General features: G+C 53.8%; 10 protein-coding genes, 1 tRNA gene and 1 rRNA gene. 9 read left to right on the top strand and 3 right to left on the bottom strand.

All coding sequences use genetic code 11. From position 1 onward, the window contains the following. Positions 1–68 precede the first annotated feature (68 nt). The 4 genes from EAO78_RS09325 (at position 69) to EAO78_RS17695 (ending at position 3,025) form a co-directional block, all read left to right on the top strand. Positions 69–317, top strand: coding sequence for a hypothetical protein (locus tag EAO78_RS09325; protein WP_122105737.1), 249 nt, complete (start codon positions 69–71; stop codon positions 315–317). A 138-nt stretch (positions 318–455) separates the two neighbouring features. Then, positions 456–1,502, top strand: coding sequence for a hypothetical protein (locus EAO78_RS09320; RefSeq protein WP_122105578.1), 1,047 nt, complete (start codon positions 456–458; stop codon positions 1,500–1,502). Between the two features lie 32 nt (positions 1,503–1,534). Further along, the gene (locus EAO78_RS09315) at positions 1,535–2,308 is read left to right on the top strand and encodes a hypothetical protein (RefSeq protein WP_136516498.1); all 774 of its coding nucleotides are present in this window, start codon (positions 1,535–1,537) and stop codon (positions 2,306–2,308) included. Positions 2,309–2,317: 9 nt separating this feature from the next. Continuing rightward, a complete protein-coding gene (locus EAO78_RS17695; protein WP_136516497.1) occupies positions 2,318–3,025 on the top strand; it encodes a hypothetical protein in 708 nt (235 codons plus the stop codon). 173 nt (positions 3,026–3,198) lie between these two features. Here EAO78_RS17695 and EAO78_RS17690 read toward each other — a convergent pair whose 3' ends face one another. After that, positions 3,199–8,133 (bottom strand): hypothetical protein, encoded by a 4,935-nt coding sequence (locus tag EAO78_RS17690; protein ID WP_136516496.1) that lies wholly within the window; start codon positions 8,131–8,133, stop codon positions 3,199–3,201. Positions 8,134–8,306: 173 nt separating this feature from the next. Between EAO78_RS17690 and EAO78_RS09305 the strand changes: the two genes are divergently transcribed. From EAO78_RS09305 to EAO78_RS09285, 5 genes are all read left to right on the top strand, one after another. Beyond that, positions 8,307–8,837: a LabA-like NYN domain-containing protein gene (locus EAO78_RS09305; RefSeq protein WP_122105575.1), complete on the top strand. Its 531-nt coding sequence runs from the start codon at positions 8,307–8,309 to the stop codon at positions 8,835–8,837. Positions 8,838–9,138: 301 nt separating this feature from the next. Next, positions 9,139–11,199, top strand: coding sequence for a PD-(D/E)XK nuclease family protein (locus EAO78_RS09300; protein ID WP_122105574.1), 2,061 nt, complete (start codon positions 9,139–9,141; stop codon positions 11,197–11,199). Then, positions 11,196–12,101, top strand: a complete 906-nt coding sequence (locus tag EAO78_RS09295; RefSeq protein WP_122105573.1) for a RecB family exonuclease — start codon at positions 11,196–11,198, stop codon at positions 12,099–12,101. Before EAO78_RS09300 ends, EAO78_RS09295 begins: the two co-directional genes overlap by 4 nt. After that, a complete protein-coding gene (locus EAO78_RS09290) occupies positions 12,098–15,556 on the top strand; it encodes an ATP-dependent helicase (RefSeq protein ID WP_122105572.1) in 3,459 nt (1,152 codons plus the stop codon). The genes EAO78_RS09295 and EAO78_RS09290 overlap by 4 nt, the downstream gene beginning before the upstream one ends. 110 nt (positions 15,557–15,666) lie before the next feature. Continuing rightward, a complete protein-coding gene (locus EAO78_RS09285; protein ID WP_122105571.1) occupies positions 15,667–15,996 on the top strand; it encodes a hypothetical protein in 330 nt (109 codons plus the stop codon). 154 nt (positions 15,997–16,150) lie between these two features. Here EAO78_RS09285 and EAO78_RS09280 read toward each other — a convergent pair. Then, positions 16,151–16,226, bottom strand: a tRNA-Cys gene (locus tag EAO78_RS09280). Positions 16,227–16,354: 128 nt separating this feature from the next. After that, positions 16,355–16,443, bottom strand: a 5S ribosomal RNA gene (gene rrf / locus EAO78_RS09275); the annotation flags it as partial.

Genomic DNA, 16,443 nt, shown 5'->3' with positions numbered 1-16,443 from the left:
GAGGGAGTCATAAATGCGTGCCTGTGAATCCACGATGCTATAGTAGCTGGCCCCGCCTAATGGAGATGATGGCGAGGTTCGCTGAGGGGGATCGTGTCCGAGTTGACATTCCTGATGAGACGGATCCAGAGCACAGCAGGTTCCACGGCGACCACGGAGAGGTTGTGAAGGTTCTCACCGACGATGCGGGGGTAGTGACTACGGACGAACGGGATTCACAGCTTTACCGTGTTGCCCTCGAAACCGATGAGACGGTTGACTTCCGCTGGCGGGATTTACGGCCACCGATAGACGACACATCGGAATCAGAAAACTGAGCGAGGTTACACCTTGATCACCAATCGTCAATCTGGACTAAGTGCGTATCTAAATTAGAACCCGTCAACAACATTAGTCACCCGCAAATACGCGTCATTTTGCCAAAAGTTTATGAGCCAGTCTTCTCTTGATTCGGTATGTCAGATATTACCACTGTTGAGGATGAATACGAGTATCCTGGGTGGTTAGTGTTTAACGGATTCTTCAAAACGACTGTTCATGGGGACGACGGCATGTCGCCACAGAAAATCGTAGACGCATTTGATGAGTACACGGAAGGAACCCCTAATGAACCAGACGAAGGGTTCAAACAAATTGACACCCCCGAGAAGCTCCAAATGATGACGGAGTTGAGTGAAAAGACGGAGAAATTCGCCCGGGGTCTCTATGCACTAGAGTACGTTGACGAGGACTGGGTAGAGACGTGGGGATACGATGAGAACGCTAACGAACAGATGTATTTCCACCCCAATCACGACAAGATCCGCATCTATTGGGATTACGTAAACGGCGTAATGATGTTCAAGGGACAAAAACGGTTGCTTGAACAAAAGCAGACTGACCTTTTGGGTGCGCTTTCTGGGGATATGAAGATGGACTCGGTTTCATTCGACTTTGATTTCTTTTTATGGATTCTCTACAAGCAGTACGCAGGCGAACCACTGTCCTCTGATCTTCGTGTCCGGAAAATAAAACGCGCGTCAACCGTAGCCGATGTCGAAGGTTCTAGCGATAATATGGGTGTTGGACAGGTGAAAGACTCGCAGAACGTACTGCGGTCTGTACTGTTAATAGCACCCATTCTTTCAGGTAAACAGATTGACGGTATACAAGGGGATTTCATACTTGATGAGCATCAAGTAACAGCACTAATCGAGTTTGGTGGGAAGGTCCACGTCAAAGTTAGTGACAACCCGTTAAGTACTTTGAGCGACCTGCGGCGAATGGGTGTTTCTCTTCGGTTCCTCTCCGAACTGATTAATCTGTTCGACGACTGGGAACACCTCGATCCCGAAGATCGTTATCCACCACCGTCATTCTTCGATGCAATGGCGGATAACGCTGAAGAGGAAGGCTGGCCCCCTCGATTCGACGCAGAGGATGTGAAAGCCCGTTATGAACGTAAGCGCCAAGGGGTTATGGACGAAAGTACAAAATCAGTGCCCGCCGAAGACGTGTCATAACGAAAGGATACAGAAGCGAAATTCACGACATTATGTCCACAAGCAGGCTCGGTCGATCAGAGGGACTTGAAAAATACTGGTCCGAGCACCTTGGTGACCGGCCTGAGACTGATGTGGCTATCAAGTCTATCGACCGTGAACACGTGGAATCCTTTCCCGAAGTTGCGGACTATCCCTTCGATGGGCAAATAAAACTGACCGGGACCTTCGCGTTCGAGATCCCAAGCCGGAACAACGGTTCATTCACACAAACAGGGGAATACGAATACCGGACCGCATCAGAACTATTCCTTGTAGAGACCCCCACGGATCTAGTTGACGCAGAGGATGTGTTTACAGACCTGAATCAGCAACTTGCGTCCACTGCCGAGATACAGCGCGCATTGTCGCTCCCACGTGATTCCTTCTGGCGATTTATCGAAGAGGCAGATACTATTGAAACATTGATTCTCCGCGGCCGAGGGGGAACGTATGATGCAGCCAAACTTCTCTCTGTTCTCCAATACGATGATCCAGTCGAAACCTTACGTACGAATCCAGAGTTCAGTGACCTTCGATCCATAGAGGACATAGAAGACATCATTTCAGCTGTCGATACTCCGTCAGAGGTCGACGGCATACAGGACCTCAATATCGACATCTACAGCACTATTATCGATGAGGTGAAGGGAACGTACTGGTTCTGTGACCGAGCCGCAGATGTCTGGTACAAACGGGGAGTACTGCAGTTGGATGCCGAAGATGTTGACGCCCGTGAGTACGTGATTCAGCTTTTTGAGCGTGACGTGATCCACGGCGGAGTGTAGGGAGTATCGATGGCAACGGTGGCTAGGTGTTTGAACGAGATTCTGAATCCTCAAACTATTGAGGTTCTGGAAGTTATTTTTATCTACCTAATACTGGTCGGTGCCGCTGTCGGCATTCTCTTAATCGTCGAACCTATCTCAAATTTCAAGGAGTTAAGATACGAATTAACGGAGTTCGTACACTATTACAAGAATACTGCTTGGTGGTGGCTGACAACATTTCTAATTTCCGTTATCTCACTAACAATTGGCGCTGGTCAAAGTGTATTTGTAGATCTCACACTCCTTAGCCTGTTTACAGCGCCTGCGATCGCCTACTATCATCAAAACTCCCCGTTCTCAATCAAAGTCGAATACCGCGCTCGTACATCAAACGGAAGGACAGCGATAGGTGAAGAAATCGAAAACATCGCCACATTAGATAACGACCAGTATATTCTAGAGTTTCCTATTACAACTGGCTCCAATATCGATGAGTTCGAGATCGATCTTGCGGTTCCGGACGGCGTCGAGGTATGGAACTATTCTGCAATAACGGGAGTGGATCTATCTGACAATAAAACGAGTATCGAAGGGCATGCACCGGCAGGACGAGATTCGTTCGTGTTCGAACTTATTCTTAAGAAGACTGCTGGGGTCAAACAGGGGGCGAATCTAGTGGTTCTGTCTGATTCAAGTAGCGGCAGAGAGTTAGTGTCCGTTCGGTTAATGCCGTAGTTGGTAGTGTGAATTCTGACCGGGGACTACACTGGTCTGATAACATTTCCCGGAACAACAGGTTGTTCTGGTTGAATAGAATGTAGATGATGAGATACAGTTCAAATTGGAGCCGAACCACCGATTGCGGAGCTACAGAACCCTGACTTGTGAAAAACACCTCTCCTTGGGAGTCAGAGATCGATTGATTCGTCGCTATCCTGAACGTAGATGACTAATCCGTCGTGGCCATAGCCTTGGTTCCGGAAGCTATTGACTAATTCAGGGAGTCCGTCAAGCTCCCTGGTCAGGTCCACAGCTTGTCGTCCGGATTGAACACCTAACAGCCGCCACGAGCCCTGATACAGGGTTTGCTCTGTATCGTCGGTCTCAGATGAGTGCAAGACTTTGCGATAGACCCGGAGCTGGTTTTGGGTCAAATGTACCTTGTAAGGACCTTCATCGCCCAAGCTCTTGATTTCGTATCGAACGGGCTCGATCTCGCCACCGGTGCGTTCCAGCCCGAGCATATCGTACCCTGCACCATCCCACACGCTTGAGATGTGGAGACCGGATTCGAGGGCTTCATCGCTACCTGTTTCGTGCCATTCTCGAAGGCCGCGTTCCAGATTTTCTGCAGTCCGGCCCGAGGATGGAATCACCGATAGAAGGCTCTCCAGAGCCTCATCAAACTCTCCTCGTGCCTTCGCATCTTCGAGAAGTTCTACAGTCTGCTTGGTAATCCACGATGCGGCCGCTCGCTCGGCATCGTCACCAACTGCTTTCGTATTCTTCCATTCAGATTCGAGGTCTTCGATCTCTACGATTCCGTTTTCAGTTTCGTTCGGATCACCTTCGGACAACCTTGGTCGACCCCAGCCGAGATCCTCTGTGGTTGCCACGTTCTCGACGGGTTCGTACCGCGGTGAGAACTCAATTAGCCGATCTTCGAGTTCTTCGTAAGCTGGTATCGCCGCTTCAGGGAGTGATCCGCCGAATGGATTCCCTCGTAGCCATTCGATGACGGCCCGTGTGGGGTCGAAGGCGACTCGTCGAGACGCATCTTCAGTGATGTATTCCTGCAAGCGAGCTTCGAGTTCATCGTCAGAGAACGCTACCTCGATGTGCTCCTCTATGAGGTGCTCCAAGAACGGAATAAGTTGTTCCCACTTCGTGAACCACGCGTCCCATTTCGCTCGGTGTGTCTGTTCACAGGAGAACTGTGGCCGGAACGGCTCCTGAGCGTCTGTCAAGTCTATCGATCGTAACGCAGCATTCACATCAGCAGCGGTAAAGGACCATGAAACCGCGGTCACATCCACATCATCAGGGTCGACATGAGAGAGTCGGTTCCACGAGTCACGAACCCGAATATCGAGTTCAGATAGCGCCGTCCGCACCCGGCGACGTAGCTCCTCGTGTTCTTCATCATCGAGTTGGCGGAGATGTCGCTCGTAGGCATCAACCAAGGAGATTGCGTCGCGTTTCTCCAAGAGTCGTTCGACACGGCTGACATCATCTGACTCGTAGCCGCTGAGGGCCTGACCGAAGAGTGGGCCGACGCCAGTAGCGGAATCCTCAAGCAGCAGTTTAGCTAACGGCTCACCGAATTCATCAAGCGGTGGTGAACCTGTGGTTCCGTCTGGCGTATCAAAGATAATCGTCGGTGGGTCCGGTTGCAGATAGAGCGCGTGATTGTGAGTGTTCTTGTACCGCGTTGCAGTCAGTGACTCTTCCCCGCCGAGAGTTGCTTGGAATTCGATCCATGCGTTCTCAACGTAGCGAATCGTGCTGCTTCGCCATCGATCAGCCGCCGTCGCCGGGTCAATATCAACTTGGTTTGTCGTACTGGCGAGGGCAAGCAGATGTGCGATGATTGGTCGAAGTTGCTCTTCGAGGTTCTGAACGACTTCCACTTCTTCGCTGCCCCGGTGGGCTGGGTACACCTGACGTGAAATATCAATCTCGCGTGCGGCCAGTGGCTCATATCCTCGAAGAGTCTCAGTCCCGATCGTCGCTGCAGCCAGCGGCACCGATGGGAAGAACCGGCGCATTTGATCTCGGGTGGTGTTTGTCGTTGGAATCCACACATCTTCGTCCGGTTCATACCACACTAATCCTCGTTCAGCGAGCGCTCGTGGTTCGTCGACGGGTCGATACCCGAGGATGGGGATCTCTCGGTCGTCCGCTTCAGGATCGTGTTCCCGACTGATCGTGTTGAGAAGACGGTCAAATAACCGAGTCAAGGCCTGCCGTGCACGTGGATTCTCTTCGATCTCGTCTAACCGATCCGCTGTTAGTGAATGTACCTGAGTCAGTAGTCTGAAAGCTGGTTCTGCAGCGTCTCGTCCGAGACTATCCATATCGGTCCCGCTGACCGAATCAAGGGCGATCAACAACTCCTGTGAGAGTGGAGCTTCCTTCGACACACTCCAGAGTACGGACGGGAACTGGCGCTGTTGTCGGGAGACAAGCGTGAGCTCTGCCGGTGCAATCCGATCTGGTGGGTCTTCAACGAGGAGCGGTGGTTCTGCTTCCCCTTCAGCGTCACCGACTGGGAACCAGGCTTGATTCCGAAGTGCCGGAAGGATCTCGATTGGCCGTCGCCCTTGCTTTTCTTCGTCTAATTCGTTCCGTTCAGCTTCAATGATGTCTGCAAGCCACGAGTCCCAAGCTGCATCAAGCGATGGTAGCCACGCAGCCGGATCAACCGAGTCTGAAGTCGCAGGTTCTGTTCCGAGACGGAGTGGGTTCCACTCCGTCCCTGCTGCAACTAACACCGGGGGTGCGTCGCGGGGCGCAACCGTTCCGTCCTCACCCCCTTCGACTAACGTGAGTCGAACCCCATCGTCTGGATCGGGCGGTTCCGGCGTTACTCCAATGAACGCGAGGAATGAATCCAGATCCGCATTTTCGGGGAGTGAGGGGAGTTTTTCGACGGCAACCCGATCTCGTGTGAGTTGACGTGCTGGTTCCCACTGTCCATCTAGTGTCGGGAGAAACAGTGTTGCGATCGCACGACCGGCGGACCGCGCATTATCGCTATAGACATCGTCTCTAATTGCGCGCCAACCAGGACCGTATTTCTCCGTTTCTGCTGGGGGAGCAGCACTACCCTGCGAGCTTAGTGCGAAGAGATCCATCGCAAACTGAATCAGTTCAGATTGTAGTCGGTCAGCCCGATCTACGTCGCTATCTAGGGGCTTATACTCCCAACTGGAGAGATCGTTTGGGAGTTGCCGAAGCTCACCGAGGACATCCCAGCGGTTGAACTGATTCGCTCCGAGAGGGTGCGGCGGCTCACGATCGAAGCCAGACGCGAACTCATACGAAGTCACGGCACGCCCTGACTCGCGGAGCGCAAGCGGGAGATCCAATTGCGTCGTCTCCGATCGGCGGATAAAAAGACGATGCGTATGTCGTTCAGTCTGTATCTGTCCACCTGCTGTTCCTCGCTGAGGAAGCTGAACAGCAGCGGTTCTACCTGACTGGTCTTCATCCCTTGTTGCAGTGATGGGTGCAACCCGGGTCTCAATATCCCGGATTGCATCACACATTGCAGTGGCACGTCGTCGCCATGTATCCGAATTTCGACGGGATTTACACGTCCGATTAATCCAGTTCCCAGCTGCTTCCCAGAACTCGTCGTACGTCGAGAGCGGCCACTGATCCTGCTGCTCGAAAAACGCATCAGCGAGTTCAGCCCACTTGCGATAGCGATCCGGATCCTTGACGCCAGCATCCGAAAACAGAAGATCTTCCAGGTGGTCAACGACGATATTAGCGGCTGATGAGTTCGTTGACCCTGGATCTAGCAACTGCCAAAGGTCGTCTCGGGGTGTTTCATTCGATACCGTCTCTGGGACTGTCCTGACCTCGTCGGGATTAATCCACTCGTATTCGAGATCTTCATCAGAGATACCGAGGTGGTCAAAGAGTGCGTGGAGATGTAGCTCTGCAGCCGCTCTAAGCAGGGCTCGATTGTAACGACCGATCGTCTCATCATTAAGATGAATCGCTGTTCTGTCCGTTCGTAAGTGGAAGTCACCTTGTAAATCGATACCAAACGGGCTTTTAATTCGCGTGGGGAGATACCCATACAGTCCTGGTTTCAATTCGTCAGAGCGGGTTTTTGACCGAGGCCAGGCGATGGCTGCCCCAGGGGTGGAAACGTCGTGCTCAGCCTCGTCGGCAAGTGGTTGTAATTCGGATGATTCCCAGAATACGAGCGATCGTTTCGCATCCTCTGGCGTCGCTGATGGCCAGGTGGATTTCTGAAATTGCTCCCCCCATACATCAAACGAGACATCTAGGTTTTGACGGTCCTCGAATAGTCCGATGAAATTGAGATGTCGTTGCTGGAATGTCTCAACGGAGTCGCGCAGTTCATCCTCTTTTCCGGGGTCAATTGGAACGACTACAACCGTACTAAAATCTGAAGCGTCGTCAAGAGTTGGTGGTGCTGGTGCACGTAACGGAAGTGGAAAATGGAAGCTAGCCCGTTGCTCACCTTCACCTAATGGACACGTGGTCGAGTCAAGAAACTCAGAGTGACCCTTCTGTACTTCTCGATAGTCGAGCCGTTGCTGCCAGGTGTCTTGATCCAGTGGCAGGTGCATCTCCATTCCCCACCATTCGGGAGATTCAGAAAATCGACTCCATACGCGCGCGAAATCGTTTAGCCAGAATACAGACCGGAAACCGACCCCTTTGTTCCCGACGCTCTCCTCAGGGCGCTTATTCGATACGTGTAGCGTACAGAGTGCGTTGAAATCCGGTCGACGCTCCTCTCCGAACTTCCGGTGAGTCGAATAGTCATACTCCGGATCAACTCGGATCGGCACACCATCGTTAGCAACAACAAGCGCCTGTTCAGCGGAACCCCAGTCAACGTCCCGGATTTCGACCGCGACCTTTGATTCAGCCCGGTCAAGTGCGTTTTGCAACAGTTCGAAAAGAACACGAGCCGTGTACTGCCGACGAATCGATTCTTCGGTCTGCAGGTCCCTATATGCATCATCGCCACTCATCGCAGCCGCGTTCTCGTAATGCCGCTGGAAGACCGCTCGAAGATCGTCCGGTTCAGGGACAAACCCAGGCACTTGGTGAGTAGCGTGCTGTTCACTCATCTGTCATAGCACCTTTACGGGCGAGAGGAGACTGACTGCCATAACAACTAACTTCGAGGGTGACAGTATGAAAGTTCGTCTGATTGTTATACTGTGACAGGTCAGACCATCGTAAACGGCGAATCGTATAGATATACAAGGTAAATAGCTGAATATGCGCCTCAAGTAGTTTAATGAAACCAGCCGTTCAACGGCCGGTTATGGTAGAAAAACGCGCGATGCTTTTTATCGACGCTCAGAACCTAATAAACGGGGCTAGAAGCTATGGGGAAGATGGATTAAATTATGATGTAGACAAATTGGTTGAGGAGTTGACCGGGGAGTATGATCTAATACGGGGTTACTGGTTCGACTCTCACAAACCCGGTGAAAGGGATAGCAAACAAGGATTTTACACCTTCCTTCAAACAAACGGATTTCGTGTTGAGTCTGTCAGATTAAGTGGCTCAGAAGGGAGTTATAAAGAAAAGGAAGCAGACATCCGGTTAGCAACAGAGCTGATTGCTCGCGGATTTAATGACTCGTACGATGTGGCCATCGTCATTACGGGTGACAAAGATTTCCTCAGAGCAGTGAGATATGTTCAAGATCAAGGGAAAGTTGTGAAAATAGCTGCTTTTGAACACACGATGTCTGGAGATTTGCGAAGAACCGCCGATGAATATATCTGCCTTGACGATATTTCGAGCGAAATCGAGCAGTGATGTATCTATTAGGAATTAATTTGGCAGGTGACCAGGTTGAAACCTACAGAATGGGGCTTATGCCCGCCACCTGCGAGAATTGCTTTACAAGACATCGTACAGCGTCGGGGGTAAAAGCCTTTTTGGATAACGTCTGGACCGATGTTCACGGGAATAAGGTCCCGTTTGAAGCCGATAGCCGTTTCTAGGATTGGATCGATGAGTTTGAATTTCGAACACAGATACGCTCAGGGAGAAAGGCCACTACAGACAATAGCTGTGGCATATTCTGGGCACCACAATTTGTATGAAGAGATCGAATATGACAGCTAACTCATCTCCGCGAGAGTTTGACGGCACTCTGGTTTCCACGCCGTTCGGAGCTGAAAACGTCCGACAAACGACACAGGATGAATACAAGAAACTCCTCGACAAATACGACTCCGAAGACGTACTCGTTCTCACAGGTGCGCCGACGAGTACAGACTCGTTCCGTGATACGTTGGACGAGGTGCTTCCTGGTGCGGCGACCCCGTACGTGACATCGCCTGTCGTGCACGCGACGGATGTCCTTAATCAGACGGACGATCGTGTGATTCTTTCGGACGCGTTGCGGCGTGAACTCCTACATCGATTCCTCGCCGGTTACGAATGGGAGACAGAATACCTACGGCGGGCGTCGAACCAATCCTCGTTCATCGAAGACGTAGATCGAGTGATGGGAACGATTTCGTGGCAGGATATTTCTCCCAGTGAGACGCCAGAACTCCGGGAAATTACCACGGCACTTGAAGGGTTCCACAATTGGCTTGCTGAACACGATCACATAGAGCGGGGGCAACTCATATCGGAAGCTCTCGCTGTCCTCACGGGCGAGGACTACGACGACATCGTCGATATTGACGCGGTGCTAGCAGTCGAATTTGAGGAATTCTTTCCGCTTGACCGGGCGTATCTCGACGCGCTCACGGCAGACTGTGAGCTTGTTTGTATCGCCGAGGATGACGCAAGTGTCCGCAGAACGTGGGTGGAGACAGGTCCAGTCACGGACTATGTCACGTTCAGTGAATCTCAGCGCGCGTCCGGTGTCCAGCCATCAACTCGCCCGGCCGCCACGGCTGCGTACTTCGCGGAAGAAACTGTCGTGAACGACCCGGATGCCGGATCAGTCTCCGTGCTCGCTGCGGATTCCGGTGGCGACCAACTTGCTGCGATTGCGAACGAGATTGAAGAGCTCGTCGAGCAAGAGGGCTGGAACTACGCCGACATCGCGGTCGCTACCAAACAAAGCGGGAGTACCGTTACAGACACCATCGAATCGTTCGAACGTAGTGGAATCCCAACAGAGTCGGCTACTACTACTGGATTTGGCGACGATCCCGCGATTAGGGAGCTGCTTGCTGTTACTCGCCACTTGGCCGCTGACGAGGACGATGACGTACCTGATCACGGACCAGCACTCGATACGGATCGCTTAGCTCGTGTTGGCGAGATGGATCAGTTGGAAGACGCGGTACGGTGGTGGGCAACTGATTCCGGGCTGAAAGAACGAATCGCGGAGCAGGCGACACCACTCGATGCGCGGTCACAGTTCGGAAACGTTCGCCGTGCGTTTCGAATGGCTGCGTTCCTGGATGATACTGCGTTTCTCGATGCGACGTGGGAGTCCTTCGAAGAAATGTTGGAACGGGCCCACGAGTACGCGTCCCAACAGAATCAGACCAGCGCAACTGACCTCGATGGCGGTGTCAGAGTCGATCACTTGCAAGCGATCAAGAACACCTCGTTCAAGGCGGTGTTCCTGATTAATCTCACAGACAGCGAGTACCCCGGTGAGCCTTTCCTCACACGGCTGTTTCCACACGAACGCGTTGCGTCGATGCCGGACTATCCAGGCGTAACGGATCTCAGCGACACGGGTGTTAACCAAACTTTCCCGACGGACTCGACAGCGTCAAGCCGGCCGTTCGTACGGTATCACGCGGAGCACGCACGGCGACGCTTGGCAATCGGTGCTGGAGCGGCAACAGAGCGCTTGTACTGTTGTCTTTACGAATACGAGGATACCGCTCTCGAAGAGCGTGCGCAGGCGTCGCGGTTCCTGACCGCGGCGTATGCAGATCTGCCGTGGGTGACGGACGATGCTGATCCGCAGATCACGAGCGAGCAAGCAGCTGAAGAGTTCCTGCTTTCACGGGTGGATAACGCACTCGCGGATGTTCGTCGCGCGAACAGCCAGGACGTGACGATTTCACTTGATGAGGTTGAAGCGGAGCTCGGTGAGATTCAAGACCTGCTCGACAAGAGCGGAACCCGAGGCGAAGAGCTTCGGAAAGCGCTACGGGCGCGCGTCGAGTTCGCTAATGGAGAGGTGCGGCGATGAGCGACGATTCGCTTTCCCCGTCTCGCTTGGCGACGTATGCAGCGTGTCCGCGACAATACGAGTACAGCTACCCGCAGGACATCAACACGCCAGTTCGAACTGAGCTTTATCTCAACCAGGGAAAGATCTACCACGAAACTATCGAGGCCGTGTGTGATGCGACCGAGCGTGATGATGACCCCGAGATGATTCACGCCCGGGCAATGCGTATCTTCGACGAGAAGTGGGACGAACACAGTAACCCGGACGATTACGAATCAGTTGCGCATTGCGAGTACCAGCGAGTCGAGAACCAGGCTGCTATCGATGCGTTCTTCGAGCCGGATGGTGGCGATGGGATAGACCACGCACGTCGCTCAGTCGCAACGGAGTGCTGGGTTGAGTGTGAACGCGATGGGAGAGGGCTTCACGGGAAGGCTGATAACGTCATTCGAACCGATGATGGTCTCCACATCATCGATTACAAGCGAAATACACGGGGGGTGATCTCCTCAGGAACAGCAGAGTATTTGGCTGACCATCTTGACGGCGACGCACACGAACCGAAGCGTGTTCGGAACGCCTTCCAGACGGCGACGTACATTGAGGGCGTGAAGAACGAACCGTTCTACGAGGACGGGATGGAAGTGCGGTTCAGTTTCTACGGGCTACTCAACAGAACATCCTTCGAGAGCACCGCCTCAGGATACAGCGTGTCCGTGCGGGGGTATCCGCGCGAAACAACCGAAATCTACGAGGAACACTACGACACGATCTGGGCACTCATCCGGGCTGCACACGACGGCATCACGAGCGAGACGTACGACCCGGAACCGTTCGCCATCATCAGCGAGGAAGCGTGCCCGGATTGCGAGTACCGGGAAATGTGTCCTGACCGGCTCGCCACAGAGGTGAAACGATGAGCGGCGACGAGACCGAGTACCCGTCGTGGTTCCCGGTCCCGGAAGACGAGTTGTCTCCGGAACCACAGCAGGGAGAGATCATTGACGCAGATGAGTATCCGATACGGGTGCTTGCCGGGGCAGGGACGGGAAAGACGTTCACGATGGTTCGGAAGATCGAGCATCTCATCGACGAAGAGGATGTGTCGCCGGACCGGATTCTTGCGTTGACATTCACCAATAACGCGGCAGATTCGATGCGGGAGAAGCTCAACGCGAAGCTCGGCACAGCAGGGTACGACATCGACGCGTACACGTATCACTCGATCTGTAACGAGATTCTCTCCGATTACGCATACACTGCAGGGCTTGACCCGGACTTTGACATCGCTACCGACCCCGAAAAGTACGCCATCGTCCTGGATGTCCTCGACGAGATCGAGTACCGATCTGTCAAGCCTAATGTGTACGGTGGCGACGGATATGCATCGGGCGCTGCCTCGAAACTTCTCAACTTCATCGGATCGATGAAGCGCAGCGGCATCACGCCCGAGGACATCGACGCGTTCCTCGGCCCGGCCGACCGCGTATACGATCTTGCTGACCTACCAGACCGAATCGAGAACATCGCCAGTGACCACCTTGGTGGTCGCTCTGTCTCAAGCGTCTTGGGTGGGATTCCAGAGACACGTGAAGAACTCGTTGAGGAACGGGATGCGTTAGGGACGGCCGGCATCGAAGCCAGCACACGCGACTTCCTTGATCGTCTTATTGAGCTCTGCGACGCGCTTGAAGACGCGTTCGAAGCATATGAGGCGGGTGAACGAGACCTTCCAGATAACGCGTACAAACTGCCGAAATACCTACTCGGTGGATACAGTAGCGCACCGAAAGGCATCCCGAACGATCTTGATCTTGAACTCACAGACCATCTCGACTCGTTTGTCTCAGATTGCCTTACGGCCCGTGACCTGGCTGCAGGCTATGCCGCGTACGAGCGTGAGCTCGACGAGCGAAACCTCATCGACTTCGATGGGTTAGTCGTAAAGACTGCGGAGTTAATGGACTCGCCAGTCGGTGACGAGATTGCCGCCCGGTGGGACTACGTGTTCTGCGACGAGTTCCAAGACACGGATCGCCTTCAGTTCGATCTCGTCACGTCACTGGTCACTGACGACAACCTGTTCGTCGTCGGTGACGACGATCAAGCGATATACGAATGGCGGGGCGCACACGTCGCCAACATCACAGAGGAACTTGACAACGCGTTTGCGGCACTCACAGACAAACCCCTAGAGGAGAACTTTCGCTCACGACAGCCGATCCTCGATTTGGCGAATGAAGCCATCACGAAGCTGGACCACCGTGAACAGCATAAGACGCTCACTCGTGTCGACGAACCGGAGTACGACGGTGACACTGTCGCTACCGTTGAGTTACCCGACGAAGACGACGACAGGGATGGAGCACCCCAGCTTCGAACCGTCGTCCAGAATCTGTTGACTGGCGCGGCAGATAATCTCGACAAGGCATACGGTCCAGGAGACATTGCACTCCTTGTTCGGAAAAACGACCACGCTACCCCCGTTATAGAAGAGTTCGAAGACGCTGGGATTCCATACCAGGTCGCCGGTGATCTTGCCACAGAATCAATTGGCGTCGGCACGGTGACAGCCTACCTCAAGTCTCTCGCTCGACCCGAAGACGAGGTGAGCTGGAATCGCGTCCTGCTGATGCGGTACCGACTCTGCGATGCCGATCTCCGCACACTCAACGAGGGCGACACGCCACTCGTCGACGCTCTCCGTGAAACCCCGCCCGGTGAGTTTGAGGAGCCAGACCGCGTTGCAGAAGCCCGCGAGCACGTCAACAAGCTCCTCGACATCAAAGAATCTGCATCCCTCAGCCACCTGTACCGTGAACTGAAGAGCTGTACGAACATCGAATGGTACCTCAGCGAGCAGGAACGACGCGACCTCGCACAACTCGACGATGTCATCGAACAGTACGGCGACAGCGCCGTCCAACCCCCACTCACACCTGAGTTTATCGAGTCGCTCGAACACTATGGCTCGCTGTTCGATGAGAGTGGATCCACGCCGACAAGCCAGCCGGACATTGCCGATGATGCGGTCAACGTGATGACCGTCCACAAGAGCAAAGGACTCGATTTCCCAGTCGTTCTCATCCCGCAGGTCACCGCCGATGAGTGGGCTCCGAGTTCACGCGCGTACGATGCTCTCGAAACAGGGCTATCGGACGGCCCGACTATAGTGTTTGCTGAAGATTACGTCGCACGCGATGCCCGAGAAACCAGGCGCGTGTTCCACGTCGGAATCACACGCGCTGAAGATATTCTCGTCTTACAAGGTGGGCACGAGGGAGACGACGATACTGACGACAGCATTCACCCGATTCCGAGCGTAGTCGACGAGATATTGCCACCACGGATCCCGTGGCAGCCACAACGTGGACAGCTTCCCATCTGGAGTGATGCACAGGAATGCTTACCAGATGGGTCAGCGGACTGGACCGACACGCTCGCGCGGGAGACCGTCGGTGAGGTCGGCGGGACCATTGTCCACGACGGTGACACGCTCGCAGTAGAGATCGCACGCAGCCGGGTGCTGGAACTCGCAACAGCATCTCTCAACAGTCACCTTACAACAGAGAGAGAACGCTCACGGCTTCAGATCGAGTCACTGACCGGGCCATCTACCCCGTCTCCGTCGCTCACTCACAGCTATACATCCTTGGCAGCCTATGAGGAATGTCCACGCAGTCACTACCTCGACTACGTCGTCAACGCATTCCAGGACTATCGAGAATCGACGAGTAGTAGCGGGAGTGGTGTGTCCCAGCGCGCGATCGGATTGCTCTTCCACGACACGGCGGAGCAGGCAGCCAACAAGGAACTACAACGCCGTGAGGAGTGGTACGAAATCTGCGAACGGCTCGCCAGTCAACGTCGAGACGAAGATGCCCTTCCAGTTGCGAAAGAGTGTATTGATCGGTACTTCGAGTTAGATCTCTCCGAGTACGAGGTCGTCGACGCAGAGCGAGAGTTCGAACTCAACATCGACGGACACGAAATCACCGGGTTCATTGATGCAGTCTATCGGACGCCGGATGACGGGCTGATTGTCATCGATTACAAGGCGACTGAACGGCATCGAGACATACAGGACGACAAGCAGCTCCCCATCTATCTATTAGCCTGTCGAGATCTCTATGAAGAACCAATCAGACACGCTGGATACGCGTATGTGGGGGGTATCGGACCGAAAGTCGAGTCACGAGCGTTCAGTGAGGGCGAGCTGGAAGGTGTCGAAGACGACGTGGTAGAATCAATGAATCAGATCACAGAGTTTTCGTTCACCCAGTATATCGCCGATGACCACTGCCAATGGTGTCAGCATAATCAGCTTCCCTGTGCTTCGGACTCGTTCACTGTCGGCCCTGGATTCGAAGAGTAAGATTCGAATCACCGCACTACCGCCCTTTAGAACGACGAACTCCTGCTTAACCTCGACTAACGGTAGAGTACAGCTGAGGGTTGATTAGTGAGGACTACCAAAATCCACCTATGGCTAAACGGTTCGTGCGCGCCCGTCCGGGGAATCGTCTGGCAGAACTCCGCAAACGGCTCGACAGTGGCGAGATTCAAGCAATGAATCCGTTCGGTCGCGCGATGACGCGCGCCCTTGGGAAAGCTCGATTCGACCCAGAGACGGGAGAAGCCGTCTGGATTGAAGAGGACTACTGCTCTCCCCCGCTTGCAATGGAACGCGCGGAAGTACTCGACGACTACTTCGAGGAGATTACCGTCGTCGAGGAAGACGTAGACGAGACCGTCGGCTGGCAGCGGATCGATAATCTGCCCGGACTATGGGAGCAGGTACTCGACGAAGCCTAGCTAAACATCACGCTCCGACAAAGCCTTGGGTTTAGTGCCCGTTGACGATTGTCCTGATGTTACCGATGAAGTTTATCAGATACTATAGAGGTACTGGTGAAAAATCCAGATCGCCCAAGGGATAGTCGTCTTGGGCTTTAGGGTTTAGTGTTAGAGCCAAGGGCCGGATTTGAACCGGCGTTGGGCGGCTCTGCAGGCCGCTGCGTCTGACCAGACTCTGCCACCTTGGCGCTACCGAACGTACCACAGTCGAGCGTTTAAGCCTAGCGGTCGGAAACCGACGGACAGCTCGCGAGATATGAAAAAAGCCCACGGACGCGTCGTCCGTGGGCTTGAACGGGAATGGTCCCGATGAATGGGTAGGCGGCGGACCGCGGTTCCCAGAGGATCGCTCACTCCAGTACTTCCCGGTACGCGGGTGGGCTTAACTTCCGTGTTCGGAATGGG

This window comes from Halobellus captivus (assembly GCF_003697845.1).
GTDB classification, from domain to species: domain Archaea; phylum Halobacteriota; class Halobacteria; order Halobacteriales; family Haloferacaceae; genus Halorubrum; species Halorubrum glutamatedens.
This window is presented reverse-complemented; position numbering and strand designations above follow the sequence as displayed.